An 18,522-nucleotide genomic window follows, 5' to 3' on the forward strand; every position below is an offset into this window, starting at 1 on the left:
GGGCAGCCTACATCGGCCCCCTGACATCCCCCCGGGCCGCGATCGCGAGAAACGTAGGTGACCTCCGGCTGCTCCGCGTGATCACGGTCGTCCTGCCGAACCAGGAGCGCCACCCTGGAGCGCCTTCACGGAGAGTCCCAGACGCTTTCGCTCGAGGTCCACGGAGACGACCTTCACCGTGAGCTCGTCGCCCACCTTCACGACCTCCGCCGGATCTTTCACGAAGCGTGAGCTGAGCTGTGACACGTGGACGAGCCCGTCCTGATGGACGCCCACGTCCACGAAGGCCCCGAAGCCGGTGACGTTGGTCACCACCCCTTGGAGCACCATGCCCTCGCGGACATCCTCCAGGCGGTGCAGACCCGGCCTGAACGCCGGCGCCGAGAAGTCCCCGCGGGGATCGCGGCCGGGCTTCTCGAGCTCGGCCAGGATGTCCCGAAGGGTGGGCTCGCCGAGGCCGTCGCCGACGTAGCCCCGCCAGTCGATCCGCCGAACCAGCTCGGAGCGGCCCACGAGCGACGCGACCTCGACCCCTAGATCCTTCGCCATGCGCTCGACCACTCCGTAGCGCTCGGGGTGCACGCCGCTGTCGTCCAGCGGGTTCCTGCCCTTCACCCGGAGGAAGCCTGCTGCCTGCTCGAAGGCCTTCGGTCCGAGGCCCTTCACCTTCCGCAGGGCGGCGCGGCTCTCGTATGGCCCCTGCTCGTCGCGGTGCGCCACGATCCGCCGCGCGAGGGTCGGGCCCACGCCCGCCACGTGCTCGAGGAGCTGCGGAGAGGCGGTGTTTGCGTCTACGCCGACCGCGCTCACGCAGGAATCCACCACCTCGCCGAGCTTCTTCTTGAGGAGACCCTGGTCGACGTCGTGCTGGTACTGGCCCACCCCGATGCTCTTGGGCTCGATCTTCACCAGCTCCGCTAGGGGATCCTGAAGGCGCCTCCCGATGGAGACCGCGCCGCGCAGCGAGACGTCGAGGTCGGGGAGCTCCTCGCGGGCGGTGGCCGAGGCCGAATAGATCGACGCCCCCTGCTCGCTCACGGAGACGATCGGGAGCCGCCCCGCTCCCAACGCCTCCCGCACGAAGGCCTCCGCCTCCCGGCTTCCCGTCCCGTTGCCCACCGCCACCAGCTCCGGCCCATGCCGCGAGACGAGGGAGGCGAGCAGCCGCGCAGCCTCGGCGCGCCGGGACGCCCCGGCCTCCGAGTAGAGCGTCGACGTCTCCAACACCTTCCCGGTGGGGTCGAGCATCGTCGCCTTGATGCCGGTGCGCAGGCCCGGATCCAGCGCGAGCACCCTCCGCCCGCCCGCCGGGGCCGCCAGCAGCAGGTGGCGCAGGTTCTCCGCGAAGATCTCGACGGCGCCCAGGTCCGCCCGATCCTTGAGCTGCGTCCGCACTTCGCTTTCGACAGAGGGCGCCATCAGCCGCGACCAGCCGTCTTCCACGGCCTGCCCGAGCTGTCGAGCCGCAGGCGTCGTGCTCCTTCCCACCACCTTCGTCCGCAGGCGGTCGACGATCTCGTCGTCGGGGAGCGCGAGGCGCACCTTCAGCACCTCCTCGGCCTCGCCGCGAAGGATCGCCAGCACACGATGTGATGGAGCCTTCGACACTGGTTCCGAGTGGTCGGCGTAGGCGTCGAAGCGGGTCTTCTCACCCTTCATCTTCGGCGCCATCCGGGACGAGAGCTCCCCCTTGCCGGCGACGAGGCTCCGGGCGGCCCCGCGCAGCTCCGGATCCTCGGCGACCCGCTCGGCGCAGATGTCGCGCGCACCGGCGAGCGCCGCCTCCGGGTCGGGGACACCCTTCCCGGGATCCACGAAAGCGCCGGCGGTCGCAATGGGATCGCCTGGTTCCAGCTTCCAGATCGAGTCGGCGAGCGGCTCCAGTCCCCGCTCGCGGGCGATGGTGGCGCGAGTCCGCCGCTTGGGGCGATACGGCAGGTAGAGATCCTCCACCTCCGCGCGGGTCGTGGCCCTCGCCAGGGCGGCGACGAGCTCGGGCGTGAGCTTCCCCTGCTCCTCGATCGATCGCCGCACCGCCGCCCTGCGATCGTCGAGCTCTTTCCGTGTTCCGGCCGCGTCCAGGATCGCCTGGATCTGGACCTCGTCGAGGCCGCCCGTGGCTTCCTTCCGGTAGCGGGCCATGAAGGGAACGGTGGCGCCCTCCTCGTGCAAGGCGAGGACCCGGTCCACCTGCTCGGCGCGAAGCGCGAGGGCGCGCGCGATCTCGTTGGCGTAGGCGTTCATGGCGCGCAACTTAGCACCCAAGGCGTCCTACTCGGCGCGGGGTTCCTTCTCCCGGCCCACCGGGATGCCCACTGCGCGGTTCTCCACCGGATCGCCACGCCAGGCCTTCGCGAAGTCGTGGCCGGAGGGGTTCTGGAAGACGCGCAGGCCGAACTCCTGCGCCACCGAGAGGACGTGGTCGAAGATGTCGGCCTGGACGCCTTCGTAGACGGCCCAGCGGATGTCCGACGTGAACGCGTAGATCTCGAGGGGCAAGCCTTCGGCCGTGGGCTGGAGCTGGCGCACCAGACAGGTCATGTCCGGGTGGATCCCCGGGTGCTGCCGGAGATAATTCGAGACATAGGCGCGAAGGGTGCCCAGGTTGCTCAGGCGCCTCACGTTCACGACGAGCGACGGGTCCTGGACCTTGGTGCGGTTGTGGTCCTCGAGCTCGGCCTTCTTCTGCGCGATGTAGTCGCGGAGCAGGAAGAAGCGACCAAAGTGCTCGACCTCCTCGGCGGTGAGGAAGCGGATCGTGGAGACGTCCACGAAGATGGATCGCTTGATCCGCCGCCCACCCCACTCCTGCATGCCCCGCCAGTTCTTGAACGAGTTCTCGAGGAACTTGTGGGCCGGGATGGTCGTGATCGTCTTGTCCCAGTTCTGAACCTGGATGGTGTTGAGGGCGATGTCGATCACGTCGCCGTCGGCGTGGAACTGGGGCATCTCGATCCAGTCGCCCACGCGGATCAAGTTGTTCGTGGTGATCTGGATGCCGGCGACGAAGGAGAGGATGCTGTCGCGGAAGATCAGGAGGAGGATGGCGCTCATCGCGCCCAGCCCGCTGAGGAGGAGCGCCGGCGAGCGGTCCATCAGGACGGCCAGGGCGAGGATCGCGGCGGCCATGTAGCCGACGAGGATCCCGACCTGGAGGATCCCCTTGATCGGCCGGTCCTTGGCCAGCGGCTGGCGGACGTAGACGTCGTTGGCCGCCATGAGGGCCGCGGAAAAGGCGCGGGCAGCGACCACGAAGCCCGCCGCGACGGCGAGGCGCGAGAGGAGGATCGAGAGCCTGGGCGGCAGCTCCGGGAGGAGCGGGAGGCCCTGGTGGACGATCAGCAGGGGGAACGCCGCCGCCGCCCGATGGAAGACGCCGCGGTCGAGGACGGCATCGTCCCAGGAGTTCGGGCTCCGCCTGACCACGGCCGCCAGGAGGCGCATCCCGACCCGCAGGACCAGTACCCACGCCAACCAGGCCACGAGGAGGAGCGCCCCGAGACCTGCCGCGTCCTTCGCGAGCGGATGTAGCTCCAACCAGTCCATCTTCCGCCTCCGCCCCGCCCTGTCGCCTCCATACCAGACGGTGGACCTCCGAGGGCAGGCCGGCCTTTTTGACGTCTTGCGTCGTGCCGAGGACGACCGCCGCCGCCGTCCGGTTCGGGTTGTCCGCCCCGGACCCGGATGTTAGAAGCCCGACGCGACCGAAGAGGAGGTTCGGATGGTCGGCAAACGAAGCGAGCTCCGGCGGGGCCTCGGCGCCTGGAGCCCGGGGGCGCTTCCGGCGTCGACCAGTCTCGAAGACCTGCGGGACGGCCTGGAGCGCGTGGCCGAGCCGCTCTCGATCGTCGAGCTCGGCGGCCGCGTCGCGGTCGGCCACGGCGGCACGGCCAGGCCGGGCGCGCCCACCGGCAGCGATCTCCCCCTCCTCGCCCAGGTTCCGGCCCTCCTGCCGGAGGACCTCGGCGATCCCGCCTTCCGCGAGGCCCACGGCATCCGCTATGCCTACGTGGCCGGCGAGATGGCGAACGGCATCGCGTCCGAGGAGATGGTGGAGGCCGCCGCAGGGGCGGGCTTCCTCGGCTTCTTCGGCGCCGGTGGCCTCCCGCCGGCGCGGGTCGAGGCCGCGATCGAGCGGCTCGCCAGGCTCGCGGACCTCCCCTACGGCTTCAACCTCATCCACAGCCCCGCGGATCCGGAGCTGGAGACGGCAGGCGCCGCCCTCTTCCTGCGCCACGGGATCCGCCTGGTGTGCGCCTCCGCCTACCTGGATCTCACCCTCCCGCTGGTGCGCTACCGGGTGGCGGGGATCCACCGGAGCGCCGACGGGAGCGTGGTCGCGCCGAACCGGGTGATCGCCAAGGTCTCTCGTGTGGAGGTGGCGCGGAAGTTCCTCTCGCCTCCGCCGGAGCGCCTTCTCCGGCAGCTCGTCTCGGCCGGCGAGATCACGGCGGAGCAGGCCGAGCTCGCGAAGTCGATCCCCATGGCGGAGGACATCACCGCCGAGGCCGACTCCGGCGGACACACGGACAACCGGCCGCTGGTGGTGGTGCTGCCTGCGATCCAGGCGCTCCGCGACGAGCTTCACGCAGAGTATCGATACGCCGTACGGCCGCGCGTCGGCGCCGCCGGCGGGATCGCGACGCCCCAGGCGATGGCGGCGGCCTTCTCCCTCGGCGCGGCCTACGTGGTCACCGGCTCGGTGAACCAGGGCTGTCGCGAGGCGGGCACCTCGGATCAGGTGCGAGAGATGCTCGCCCAGGCGGCGAGCACGGACGTGACGATGGCGCCCGCCGCCGACATGTTCGAGCTGGGCGTGAAGGTCCAGGTCCTCTCGAAGGGGACGATGTTCCCGGTCCGGGCGGCGAAGCTCTACGAGCTCTTCCGGAGCCACGAGAGCCTGGAGGCGCTGCCCGCGCCCGTGCGCGCCGAGCTCGAGCAGAAGTACTTCCGCTGCTCGCTCGACGAGGCGTGGGAGGGCTGCAAGCGCTTCTTCGCCGTGCGCGACCCGTCGCAGGTGGAGAAGGGAGAGCGCGACACCAGGCACCGCATGGCCCTCGTCTTCCGCTCGTACCTCGGCCAGGCCTCGGGGTGGGCGAACCAGGGCGTCGCGGACCGCCGGCTCGACTTCCAGATCTGGTGCGGCCCGGCGATGGGCGCCTTCAACGACTGGGCGAAGGGCTCGTACCTGGAGGACTGGCGCGAGCGGCGCGTCGTCCCCGTCGCGATGAACCTCCTCGTGGGCGCCGCGGCGCTCACCCGCCTCTCGGCGCTCCGGGCGCAGGGCGTGGGCCTGCCTCCGGAGCTCGAGCGCTTCTCGCCGAAGACGCCGGCGGAGCTCGACGCCCTCCTCGTACCGCGTGAGACCGCCAGGCCCACCGAGGCCCGGCCTTCGAGGGTCGCGGCGCGCGCGGCGAAGAACGAGCCCATCGCGATCGTCGGGATGGCCGGCCTCTTCCCGAAGGCCCAGGATCTCGAGTCCCTCTGGCGCCTGGTGCGGACCGGCCTCGACGCCGTGGGCCCGATCCCCGATAGCCACTTCTCGCTCGCGGACTACCACGACCCGGATCCCAAGGCGCCGGACCGCATCTACACGACGCGCGGCGCGTTCCTGGACGCCTACCCCTTCGACCCCACCGAGTTCGGGATCCCGCCCGCCATCCTCGAGGCGACCGATACCTCGCAGCTCCTGGGCCTCGTGGTGGCGCAGAAGGCACTGGAAGACGCGGGCTACGGCGACGGGCGGGAGTGGGATCGGAGCCGCGCCTCGGTGCTCCTGGGCGTGACCGGCACCCAGGAGCTCGTGATCTCGCTGGGCGCGCGGCTGGGGCACCCGCACTGGCGCAAGGCGCTCCGCGACGCGGGCGTGCCCGAGGAGCAGGCCGACGAGGTGGTGGAGCGGATCGGCCGCGCCTACGTGGGCTGGCAGGAGAACTCCTTCCCGGGCCTCCTCGGGAACGTGGTCGCCGGCCGGATCGCGAACCGCCTCGACTTCGGTGGGACCAACAGCGTGGTGGACGCGGCGTGCGCGAGCTCGCTCGCGGCGATCCACACGGCGTGCATGGAGCTCTGGACCGGCAGGTCGGATCTCGCCCTCACCGGGGGTGTCGACACCATCAGCGACATCTTCATGCACATGTGCTTCTCGAAGACCCCCGCGCTCTCGCCCACGGGTGACGCGCGGCCCTTCGCCGCCGCTGCCGACGGGACGATCCTCGGCGAAGGCATCGGGATGCTGGTGCTCAAGCGCCTCTCCGACGCAGAGGAGGCGGGCGATCGGATCTACGCGGTGATCCGCGGGATCGGCACCTCCAGCGACGGCAGGGCCAAGAGCATCTATGCGCCCCTCGCCAAGGGTCAGGCGCGAGCGCTCTCCGCTGCCTACGAGATCGCCGGCGTGGATCCGCGCACCATCGAGCTCGTCGAGGCCCACGGCACGGGCACCAAGGCCGGCGACGCCAGCGAGCTCGACGGGCTTCGCCAGGTCTACGCGGCTGCGAGCGAGGAAAAGGGGTGGTGCGCCCTCGGCTCGATCAAGTCGCAGATCGGCCACACCAAGGCGGCGGCCGGGGCGGCGGGCCTGATCAAGGCCACCCTCGCGCTGACGCACAAGGTGATCCCGCCGACGATCAAGGTGGACGCGCCGGCGCCCGGCATCGAAGGGAGCCCCTTCCACGTGTCCACCGAGGCCCGGCCGTGGCTCAAGGCCGCCGGCCACCCGCGCCGCGCGGGGGTGAGCGCCTTCGGATTCGGCGGCAGCAACTTCCACGCGGTGGTGGAGGAGTACCGGGACGCGCGCGAAGCGCCGGCCTGGGACGGCTCCGTGGAGCTCGCCGCCTTCTCCGGCCCGGATCGGGACGCGGTGCTGGCGGAGCTCGCCGGCCTGGAGCTCTGCGCGCCCGCGGAGCTCGCCTCGTTCTGCGCGCGGTCCCGCTCCACGTTCCGTGTGAAGGCCGAGCACAGACTGCTACTGGCCTTCGAGCGCGGCTCCGACCTCGCGGCGATCGCCGGGAAGGCTCGGGCGCTGGTGGCGAAGGGCCCCGGGAGCGCAGACGGCGTCTCCTACGGCGTCGGATCGCGCGCCGGGAAGCTCGCCTTCCTCTTCCCGGGTCAAGGCTCACAGTCGGTCGGGATGCTCCGCGACCTGGCGAACACCTTCCCGGAGCTGCTCTCCGCCCTGGAGGGCGCCGACGGGATCGCGCCGGACGTCTATCCGCCGCCCACCTTCGATACGGCCGTCCGCGAGGCACGCACCGCGTTCCTCACCCGAACCGATCGGGCGCAGCCCGCGCTGGGTGCGGTGGAGCTCGGCGCGCTCGGCGTGCTCCGGCGCTTCGGCGTCCGGCCCGACCTGGCGGCGGGACACAGCTTCGGCGAGCTCGTGGCGCTCCACGCCGCGGGGCGGATCGGCGCGGCGGATCTCCACACCCTCGCCCGGGCGCGGGGCCAGCTCATGGCCGGCGACGGCAGCGATCGCGGCACGATGCTGGCCGTGCACGCGGGCCTCACCGACCTGGAGGCGATGATCGCGGAGGAGGGCCTCGACGTGGTCCTCGCCAACCGCAACGCGCCGGCGCAGGGCGTGCTCTCCGGCAGCCGCGAGGCGATCGCCAGGGCGCGGGATGCGTGCAAGCGCAAGGGCTTCCGCGCGACCCCGCTCACGGTGGGCGCCGCCTTCCACAGCCCCCTCGTCGCCGACGCGGCGGCGGGCTTCGCCGAGGCGCTTGCCGAGGTGGAGCTCTTCCCGGGCTCGATCCCGGTCGTGGCCAACTCGACCGCGGCGCCCTACCCCCTGGACGGCGACGAGGCCCGGGCGCTCCTGGCGCAGCAGCTCGCCAGGCCCGTGCGCTTCGCCGAGTCGGTGGAGACGCTCTGGGACGACGGAGTCCGCACCTTCGTCGAGGTCGGCCCCAAGGCGACCCTCTGCGGCCTCGTCCGCTCGACCCTCGGCGACAAGGCGCACCTCGCGGTGGCGCTCGATGCGAGCGCCGGGCGTCGCACCGGCCTCCTGGACCTCGCCTCGCTCCTCGGCGCCCTCGCTGCGGCGGGACACGAGGTGCGCCTCGAAGAGTGGCAGAACGTTCCCGGGCGCAAGGCGCCGACGCGCAAACCGCGGATGATCGTGCCGCTCACCGGTGCGAACTTCCGATCGCCGGTGGACGAGCGCGCCGCGAATCGAAACCTCCCGGGCAACCGGCCCGCACAGGCGACGAACGCCGCGGCGGCCGCCCCTTCCTCTCCCGCGGCGCACGCCGCACCACTTTCGCCGGCGCCGCCGCGCGAGGCGTCCGTTGCTCGGACGGCTTCGCCCGCCGCTCGGCCCCTGGAGTCCCCGATGACGTACGGAACGCTCCCCATCGCCCCTCCCGCTCCGACCACCGCGTCGGGATCCGGAAGCCTCCTGCTCGAGGCGCTCCGGGCGAACGCCGAGAGCCTGCGTGCGCTGCAGTCGCTGCAGGATCAGACCGCGGCGCTCCACCACCGCTTCCTGGAGGGCCAGGCCGCCGCCCAGGCGAGCTTCCACGCGCTCCTCCTGGGGCAGCAGCGTCTCGTCGAGCAGGCGCTTGCGGGCGGGCCGATCGAGATGCCGGCATTCGCGCCGCAGGCGATGCAGCCCGTGCAGGCTCGGCCGGCGTTCGCGATGCCGCAGCCGGCCCCGGTGCAGGCGGGGTTCGCGCCGTATGCGCCGGTCGCGATGCAGCAGCCGGTCGCGGTGCAGCAGCCGGTCGCGGTGCAGCAGCCGGTCGCGGTGCAGCAGCCGGTCGCGGTGCAGCAGCCCGTCGCGGTGCAGCAGCCCGTCGCGGTTCAGCCGCCCGTCGCGGTTCAGCCGCCCGTCGCGGTGCAGCAGCCCGTCGCGGTGCAGCAGCCCGTCGCGGTGCAGCAGCCCGTTTCGGTTCAGCAGCCCGTCGCCGTGAAGCAGGCCGCCGTCGTGCAGCCCGCCGCCAACGACTCGAACGACGCCGCCCTCGACGTGCGGGCCGTGCTCCTCTCGGTGGTCGCCGAGTCCACGGGCTATCCGACCGAGATGCTCGACCTCGACATGGACCTCGAGTCGGACCTCGGCATCGACTCGATCAAGCGGGTCGAGATCCTCTCGATGCTCTCGAAGCGCGTGCCCAACGCGCCGACCGTGGATCCCGAGCACCTCGGTAATCTGCGGACGCTGCGGCAGGTGCTCGAGTTCGTGGCCCCCGGCCATGGCGCGGAATCCGGCGCCGGGAGCGCTGCCGCCGGCGTCCAGGCCGAGGCCGAAGCCGAGGCCCAAGGGGCGGGCTCGCAATCCGCGCAATCCAAGGATGATCCGGCCGACGCCCTCGAGCACCGGGGGGTCGTCGCCGTTCGCCTGCCCGCCACCCCCGGGAAGCCGCTTCCGCCGCTCGCGCCGAGCGCGATCTGGATCGCCGCCCGAGACGCCGCCGATCCGCTCGCTACCGCTCTGGCGACGAAGCTCTCCGCCCGCGTGGTCTCCCTGGCCCCTGCGTCGGACGAGCCTGACGAAGCGGTGAGCGCGCTCCTGATCCTGGGCGACGACCTTCCTGATCTCCTGCCCCTGGCCTTTTCCCGGCTCCGGTCGGTCGCAGGCCGCCTGCGCACCGCCGGCGAGAGCGGCGGCGCTCTCCTGGCCACGATCGCCCGCCGCGACGGCGCGTTCGGCCGCCTCTCGCCCGCATCCGGCTCGCCGCACCAGGCGGGCCTCGCGGGCTTGGCGAAGACCGCCGCGCAGGAGTGGCCCACGGTTCGCTGTCGCGCGCTGGACGTATGCACCTCCCTCGCTCCCGATGAAGCCGCCGACGTCCTCGCGGCGGAGCTGGGCGAGGCCGGCCCCCGCGAGGTCGGTCTGGGCGCTGCGGGCCGCGTCGGCCTCCGCCTCGTCCCCGAGGGATCGGCGACGGCGCGCGCGACGCACCTCGAGCCCGGCGCTCTCGTGGTCGTCTCCGGAGGTGCACGAGGCGTGACTGCAGCTTGCACCATCGAGCTCGCGAAGACCTCTCGCCCGACCTTCCTCCTCCTCGGCCGCTCTCCCCTCCCCGCAGCCCAGGAACCAGCCTGGCTCGCCGGCGCGTCCGACGAGCCAGCGATCAAGAAGGCGCTCCTGGCCGACGGCTTCCCCGGCCAGCGCCCGACCCCGAAGCAGGTGGGCGACGCGTGCCGCCGGATCCTCGCCGAGCGCGAGGTGCGGCAGGCGATCGCGGCCATCGAGGCCGCCGGCTCCACCGTGCGCTACGCCTCCGTGGACGTGCGGGATCCCGCCGAGGTGGCCGCGGCTCTGGACGAAGCGCGCGCCCTCCACGGACCGGTGCGCGGCGTCGTCCACGGCGCCGGCGTCCTTCGCGACCGGCGCATCGAGGACAAGTCCGACGAGGACTTCGCCGAGGTGCTGGGCACCAAGGTCGAGGGCCTCGAGGCGCTGCTGGCCGCCACCGCCGGCGACGACCTCGCCTTCCTCGCCCTCTTCACGTCGGTGACGGGCCGCTTCGGCCGGCGGGGTCAGGCCGACTACGCCGCCGCGAACGAAGTGCTCACCGGATACGCGCTGCGTGAAGCCCGCGCTCGACCGGCGTGCAACGTGATCGCCTTCGACTGGGGCCCCTGGGAAGGCGGGATGGTCACGCCCGCGCTGCGCCGCGAGTTCGAGCGCGAGGGCATCGGCCTCATCCCCCTCGAGGCCGGCGCCCGCCTCTTCGCCCGCACGGCGGCATCCTCGCGCGGCGGCGCGGTCGAGCGCGTGGTCGGCGCGGGCTTCCCGTCCGGCGAGGAGCCGGCTCCCGTCGAGAGGATCCTCCTCTCCGCCCACCGCGTCGATCGGAAGACGCATCCCTACCTCGCGGATCACGAGCTCGCGGGCCAGGCGGTGCTCCCCGTGGCGATGATGACCGAGCTCCTCGCGACCTCGGCCCGCGAGGCCTTCGGCGGTTCGTTGGTGGCGGTGGAGGCGTTCCGCCTCTTCAAGGGCGTGGTCCTCGGCGACGAGACCGCCGAGCTCACCGTCTCCTGTGCGCCGCCGGTGGACAACGTCCTCGGCCGCCAGATCGACGTCGAGCTCCGCGGAGCGGGGGAGCGCGTCCACGCGCGGGCCCGCGTCGTCCTCGGAGCGCGGGAGAGCGCGCCCCTGCCGTCGCTGGACGCGGGCCCGCTGCGCCCCGCGACGGTGGACGTCGACACGATCTATCGCGACCGCCTCCTCTTCCATGGGCCGCGCTTCCACGCCATCGAGTCGGTCGATGGCCTCGGCGACGACGGCCTCGCCGCAGGCCTTCGGACCTCGCCTCCTGCATGCGCCTGGATTCCGGAGTCCGGGAACCGCGCGTTCACCACCGATCCACTCGCACTGGACGGGATCTTCCAGGCCCTCGTGCTCCACTGCCGCGACCGCCACGGCGTGCCCTCGCTCCCGACCCGCTTCGACGCGTGGAGGCAGTACCGCGACCGGCTCCCCGAGGACGGCGTCCGGGCCGTGGTCGCCGTACGGGAATTCGACGACAACACGGTGGTCTCCGACTGCGAGCTCCTGGGCGCCGACGGATCCCTCGTCGCCCGCCTGGAGGGCTACGTCTGCACCATGAGCGCCTCCCTCGAGGCCGCCTACGGACGCGCGGATGGCCCCGACGGGCAGGCCGCCGCACCGCCGAGAGCAGAGGGTTCTCGTGGCTGAAGTCCTCCGGAAACCCAGGGCGATCGCGATCGTCGGCGCAGCGGGGAAGTTCCCCGGTGCTCCCGACCTCGACTCCCTGTGGAATCGGATCCTCGCCCGCGAGAGCGCGTCCCGCGAGGTCCCCCCTGAGCGCTGGCCGGTCCCCACGGAGGCGCTCCTCGATCCGAGCGGCCGCCCGGATCGCCTGATCTCCACCAAGGGATGCTTCCTCGATCCCTTCGAGGCGAAGGTCGAAGGGATCGACCGGGCGCTCGTCGATTCCCTGGATCCCCTGCATCGCCTCGCGCTCACTGTCGGTGTCGACGCATTTCACAGCGGAAGCGGCGCCTCCCTCGACCGCGACCGCGTGTCGGTGGTGCTCGCGAACATCGTGCTCCCCACGGACGCCGCCTCCGCGTTCTCGCGCGCCGCGGCCTTCGGCGACGAGCCCGACGCTTCGCCCCTGGATCGCCAGCCCGCCGCGCTCCCCGCCGCGCTCCTCGCGCGGGCCTTGGGCCTCGGCGGCGGAAGCTACACCCTCGACGCGGCCTGTGCGTCCTCGCTCTACGCGCTGCACCTGGCCTGCCTCGACCTCGAAGCGGGCCGCGCCGACGCGGTGCTCGCCGGCGGCGTCTCGCGCCCCCAGGCGCTCTACACGCAGGTGGGCTTCACGCAGCTCCAGGCGCTCTCGCCCAGCGGCCGCTGCGCGCCCTTCGACACCCGCGCCGACGGCCTCGTGGTCGGCGAGGGCGCGTGCATCTTCCTGCTGCAGCGCCTGGAGGACGCCGTCGCCTCGGGCCGGCCCATCCTCGGCGTGATCCGCGGCATCGGCCTCTCGAACGACGTCGGCGGGAGCCTGCTCTCCCCCGAGCGCGAGGGGCAGGTTCGGGCGATGGGCTCCGCCTACGCCTCGGCGGGCTGGCGGCCCTCCGATGTGGACCTGATCGAGTGCCACGGCACGGGGACGCCGCGCGGTGACGCGGTGGAGCTTTCGAGCCTCGACACGCTCTGGTCCGAAGAGGATTCGACCGCCGGCTGCGCGATCGGCTCGGTGAAGTCGAACGTTGGGCACCTGCTCACCGCCGCCGCTGCCACCGGCCTCGCCAAAGTCCTGCTCGCGCTGCGCGAGGGCGTGCTTCCGCCGAGCGCCGGCTTCGAAGCCGCCACGGCGGCGCCGGGCCTCGGTCGCTTCCGGGTGCCCACGGCGCCGGAGCCGTGGCAGCGCCGCGCGCCCGACCTGCCGCGGCGGGCGGCCGTCTCCGCCTTCGGCTTCGGCGGGATCAACGCCCACCTCCTGGTGGAGGAGTGGCTCCCCGGCGCGGCCTCGGAGCGGTCAGCAGCCGATGCTGACCCGATCGCCATCGTGGGGATGTCCACGCGCTTCGGCAGGCTGCGGGATCTCGCCGCCTTCCGCGAGGCGATCTTCCGCGGCGAGCGCGTGCTCGATCCCCGCCCGGCCGATCGCGCGGGGCCTGCCGACGAGCCTCGATCCGCCGGCCCCGGCGCGTGGATCGACGAGCTCGAGATTCCCCTGGGCCGCTACCGCATTCCCCCTCGCGAGCTGCCGTCGCTGCTGCCGCAGCAGCTCCTCGCCCTCGACGCCGCGACCGCGGCTGCGGACGATGCGGGCCTGATCCGGCTCGGGGCTGCGCCGAGGCTGCGCACGGGCGCGCTGGTGGGCCAGGGCCTCGATCCCGAGACGACCCGCTTCCAGCTTCGCTGGCTCCTGCGCGAGAGGGAGGACGAACGCCTCGACGAGCTCGGGCCGGCCCTCGACTCCGCTCGCACCCTTGGCGCCCTCGGCGGCGTGGTGGCGGGTCGAATCGCCCGAGAGCTGCAGCTCGGCGGGCCGAGCTTCTCCGTCTCGGGAGAGGACACCTCGGGCCTGCGCGCCCTCGAGGTCGCCGCGCGGCTCCTCCAGGCCGGCGACGCCGACGCGATGATCGTCGCTGGTGTCGAGGTCCTCGGCGCGCTGGACGGCTCGCTCCGCCCCTGGTCTCGAACCGGCCGCTCGCTCCCCTTCGAGCGCGACGCGGACGGGTGCACGCCGGGTGAAGGCGCCGCCGCCGTGGTATTGAAGCGCCTCTCCGACGCGGAGGCGGCCGGCGATCGGATCTACGCCGTTCTCCGCGGCGTCGGCGCTGCCGGTGGGGGCGATCTCGGCGAAGGCGCCCTCGGCGACGGACCCACGGAGCACGCCTACGTCCGGGCCCTCGAGCGCGCCCACGCCGAGGCCGGCGTCGACAAGGAGCGCATCTCGCTCCTCGAGGCCCACGGCAGCGGCATCCCCGACGAGGACGCCGCCGAGGCCCGCGCCCTCCACCGCTATTTCGGGCCCGGCGTCGATCCGAGCTGCGCCCTGGGATCGGCCAAGGCCGTTGTCGGACACACGGGCGCCGCCTCGGGGCTGGCGTCGGTGGTGAAGACCGCCCTCGCCCTCTTCCACGAGATCTTGCCGCCGCACCCCGGTTTCCGCATGCCCGTGGACGCGGCGGATTGGGACGCAGGCCCCTTCCACGTGCCGAGGACGGCGCAGGCCTGGCTACGCGATCGCGCCGAAGGCCCGCGCCTCGCCGGCGTCAGCTCTGTTGCCCGGGACGGCACCTGCCTCCACGCCGTTCTCGGCGGCGTCGAGCGCCCCGCCTCCGCACACCGGCGCGAGCGCGCGCGGCCCGCGGGCGATCGGGGCGTCGGGCTCTTCGTTTGCCGCGGCCGCACGGAGGCGGGGCTCGCCTCTGCCGTCGCCTCGCTGCGCGAATGGCTGCAGCGGGAAGCACCGATCGAAGCGCTCGCCGCCGGATGGCACAGGGCGACCGCCGCTTCCGCATCGGGGGCGGAATCGTCCGCCCACGCCCGCGCCTTCGTCGGCGCGAGCCGCGACGAAATCCTCCGTCAGCTCGACCGCCCTGCGCGCCCGGGGTCGCTTCGCGCCGCGAACGGAAGTCCCGAGGTCGCCTTCGTCTTCCCCGGCTCCGGGAACCACTTCGTGGGCATGGGACGCTCGCTGGGCGTCACCTTCCCCGAGACCATCCGCGCGCTGGACTCGGAGACCACCCAGCTCCGCAGCCAGATGATGCCGCGGTGGTTCGCGCCGTGGCGCGCCTCGTGGCCGAAGGGCGCCGAGGGCGAAGCCGCCCGCGCCATCGCCCGGGAGCCGGCGCGGATGATCCTCGGGCAGGTCGCCCATGGCATCGCCATGAGCGACTGCTTGCGCTTCCTGGGCGTGGAGCCCGACGCCGTCGTCGGCTACAGCCTGGGGGAGACGGCCGGCCTCTTCTCGGCGCGCGCCTGGCGCGATCGCGACGGGATGTTCTCGCGCACGATGGCCTCGCCGCTCTTCCGCGACGAGCTCTCCGGACGCTGCGACGTGGCCCGCCGCGCGTGGGGCGTCGACGAGGCGGACTGGCACGCGGCCGTGGTGAACCGCAGCGCCGACGAGGTGCGCGCCGCGCTCCGCGGCACCGTCTCGCTCCTCATCGTCAACGCGCCGGGGGAGTGTGTCGTCGGCGGCCGCCGCGGCGACGTCGAAGCCCTGGTCGCCGCGCTCGCCTGCGAGGCGCTGCCGCTCGAAGGCGTCCCCACCGTCCACTGCGGCGTGGTGGAGCCCGTCGCCGCAGCCTACCGCCGCCTCCACGTACAGCCCACCACCGCGCCTCCCGGCGTGCGCTTCTACAGCGGCGCGTGGGCGAAGGCCTACGAGCCGACGGACGAGAGGGCTGCCGATTCCATCCTCGCCAACGCGCTCCACGGCTTCGACTTCCCGGCCGTGATCGAGAAGGCGTGGGAGGACGGCGTCCGGATCTTCGTCGAGCTCGGGCCGCAGGGCTCCTGCACCCGGATGATCGGCCGGATCCTCGCGGGGAGGGAGCACCTCGCCGTCGCAGCGTGCCAGCGCGATCGGGATCCCGCGTCGACGATGTTGGGCGCCGTCGCGCGCATGATCGAGTCGGGAATTCACGTGGATCTGGAGCGCCTCTACGGCGCCGAGAGCGGAATCGAGCTCGAGGATCCCGAGGCCGCACCGCGACCGAGCGTGTCCGTGCCGATGGGCCGGCCGTGGCCTCGCGTGGACGCCGTGCAGGAGGAAGAAATCATCCGACAGCCGATGCCGATCCCCGAGACCATCCCGGCAAATGAAGACCTCCGCGCCATCCCCGCGCCCGTCTCGCCGGCCGTGCATGGATCGAGCACCGTGATGGAGCTCGGCGCACTGGCGCGGGGCATCCTCGAGACCTCCCGCGCGAACGTCGCCGCCCACGGCGTCTTCCTCCATGCCGCGGAGGGTGCTCTGCACCTGCGACAGCTCGCGCTGGAGAACGAGCGCCGCCTCCTCCAGCTCCTCGGCGGCGCCGCGCCAGACTTCGCAGCGCCCCCGATTGCTGCGCCCGAGATCGCCGCGCCTGTCCCTGTAGCCACCGGAGGGCAGCCGCCCGCTTTCGACCGCGACCTCTGCATGGAGTTCGCGATCGGCAAGCTCTCGAACGTGCTCGGCCCCGCGTTCGCCGAGGTCGATCTCCACGCGACCCGCGTGCGGCTCCCAGACGAGCCCCTCATGCTCGTGGATCGCATCGTGTCCGTCGAGGGCACCCTGGGTATCCTCGGCAGCGGCCGCTGCGTCACCGAGCACGACGTGCACCACGGCGCCTGGTACCTCGACGGCGGACGCGCTCCGGTCTGCATCAGCGTCGAGTCCGGCCAGGCCGACCTCTTCCTCTGCGCGTACCTTGGCATCGACCTCGTCACCAAGGGCGAGCGCGTCTACCGCCTCCTCGACGCCCAGGTCATCTTCCACCGCGACCTGCCGCGCCCCGGAGAGACGGTCCGCTACGACATCCGGGTCCACCGCTTCATCCGCCAGGGCGACACGCACCTGCTCTTCTTCGAGTTCGACGGCACCATCGCCGGCGAGCCGCTGATCACCATGCGCAGCGGCTGCGCCGGCTTCTTCAGCCCCGGTCAGCTCGCGAGCGGCAAGGGGATCGTCGGCGAGCTCCCCAGCGCGATCCCGCAGCGGCGCCTCGGCAGCGACGGAAGGACCACCGCTCCCTTCGAGCCCCTGGTGTCCATCGGCCGGGAGACCCTCGGCGACGAGGCCCTGGACGCGCTGCGCCGGGGGGACGCCGAGACCGCCTTCGGCCCTCTCTTCGCCGGGATCACGCTCCCGCCCGCGCTGCGCCTGCCGGACGGCCGGATGAGGCTCGTCGATCGAATCATCGAGCTCGACCCGACGGGTGGCCGGTTCGGCCTGGGCACCGTGACCGGCGAGGCCGACATCGAGCCCGACGCCTGGTTCCTGACCTGCCACTTCTCGGACGATCCCGTGATGCCGGGCACCCTGATGTACGAGTGCTGCCTGCACACGCTCCGGGTGCTGCTGCTGCGCATGGGCTGGGTCTGCGACGAGTCGGAGGCGCCGGAAGGCCTCGGCTACGCGCCCGTCGTCGGCAACCCGAGCAAGCTCCGATGCCGCGGCCAGGTCACGCCCACCACGAAGAAGGCGCGCTACCGCATCGACATCAAGGAGATCGGCTACGACCCCGAGCCCTACGTCCTCGCGGACGCCTCCATGTTCGTGGACGACCTCCACGCCGTGGAGATGGAGGGCATGTCGGTGCGCCTCGTGGGTATGGACGCCGAGCGCATCGCGCGCACCTGGGCCCGCTCGACCTCCGCGGCACACGCCGCATCCGAGCCTGTCGAAGCAGACGATCTCGGCGCCCTCTTCGCGGACGACGCCATCCTTCCTTTGGGTCGCACGTCGAGCAACCGACCCATCTACGGCCGCCGCCACATCGAAGCCTTCGCCACCGGCCTCCCGTCCCAGGCCTTCGGCGCGCCCTACCACCGCTTCGACGGCGGGCGCATGGCGCGCCTCCCCTCGGATCCCTTCAGCTTCATCGACGAGATCGTCCCCGAGGCAGGCGCCCCATTCCGTCTGGAGAAGGGCGCCAGCGCGAAGGCCGTCTACCGCGTCCCCACTGACGCCTGGTACTTCGGCGCGAGCCGCCTCGGGCACATGCCGTATTCCGTGCTCCTCGAGGCCGCCCTCCAGCCCTGCGGCTGGCTCGCCGCGTGGCTCGGCTCGGCCCTGCGCCGCGACGAGCCCCTCTTCTTCCGCAATCTGGAAGGCACGGCGACGGTGCACGATCTCGTCACGCCGGGTACGGGCGACCTGGAGACCCTCGCGCACCTCGACCTCGTCTCCGAAGCCGGCGGGATGATCCTCCAGCAGTTCACCTTCGAGACGCGCAGCGCCCGGGGCCCGGTCTTCACCGGCACGACCCGCTTCGGCTTCTTCCCCGAGGCCGCCCTGGCACAGCAGGCCGGGATCCGCGTCCCGACCGGCGGAATCGACATGCCCTCCGGAGGTCGGAGCTTCCCGATCGCCGCAACGGCGCCGCTCACGCCCGGCGATCCCGCGACACCGTCAACCGGCCTGGCGCTCCCGGCGGGCGCGTTCCGCTTCCTCGACCGCGTGGACGCGCTGAACCTCACGGGCGGGCCCCACGGCCTCGGCTCCGCCCTCGGCAGCAAGTCGGTCGATCCCGACGACTGGTTCTTCGCCGCGCACTTCCACGGCGATCCGGTGATGCCCGGCTCCCTCGGCGTCGAGGCGCTCCTGCAGCTCATGCAGCACCTCTGCGTCGAGCGCTGGCCGAGCCTCGCCAAGAGCCACCGCTTCGCCGTCATGCCGCCGAGCGGAGAGTCGAACCGCTGGGTCTACCGAGGCCAGGTCCGCCCCGCCACCGCGCGCATGGAGGTCGTCGCTCACGTGAAGTCGATCGCCGATCTCCCCGTGCCGCGCCTGGTCGCCGACGGCTACGTGCTCGCCGACGGCAAGGCGATCTACTCCATGCACGATCTCTCGATCGCGCTGGTGGAGCCCTGAC

General features: G+C 72.7%; 4 protein-coding genes. 2 read left to right on the top strand and 2 right to left on the bottom strand.

Annotation, left to right across the window (positions count from 1 at the left end):
* Positions 1-81: 81 nt before the first annotated feature.
* Together AKJ08_RS11810 and AKJ08_RS11815 are read right to left on the bottom strand one after the other, a co-directional pair.
* Entirely contained in the window at positions 82-2,244 is a 2,163-nt protein-coding gene (locus AKJ08_RS11810; protein ID WP_050727555.1) for a Tex family protein, read from the bottom strand.
* Positions 2,245-2,271: 27 nt separating this feature from the next.
* Positions 2,272-3,537: a mechanosensitive ion channel family protein gene (locus AKJ08_RS11815; protein WP_157370635.1), complete on the bottom strand. Its 1,266-nt coding sequence runs from the start codon at positions 3,535-3,537 to the stop codon at positions 2,272-2,274.
* Between the two features lie 184 nt (positions 3,538-3,721).
* Here AKJ08_RS11815 and AKJ08_RS20150 point away from each other — a divergent pair, with 184 nt between their 5' ends.
* Entirely contained in the window at positions 3,722-11,653 is a 7,932-nt protein-coding gene (locus tag AKJ08_RS20150; protein ID WP_050726252.1) for a type I polyketide synthase, read from the top strand.
* A complete protein-coding gene (locus tag AKJ08_RS11825) occupies positions 11,646-18,521 on the top strand; it encodes a beta-ketoacyl synthase N-terminal-like domain-containing protein (RefSeq protein WP_205624719.1) in 6,876 nt (2,291 codons plus the stop codon). Before AKJ08_RS20150 ends, AKJ08_RS11825 begins: the two co-directional genes overlap by 8 nt.
* The last annotated feature ends 1 nt before the right edge of the window (position 18,522 follow it).

Source organism: Vulgatibacter incomptus (assembly GCF_001263175.1).
Classification (GTDB): domain Bacteria; phylum Myxococcota; class Myxococcia; order Myxococcales; family Vulgatibacteraceae; genus Vulgatibacter; species Vulgatibacter incomptus.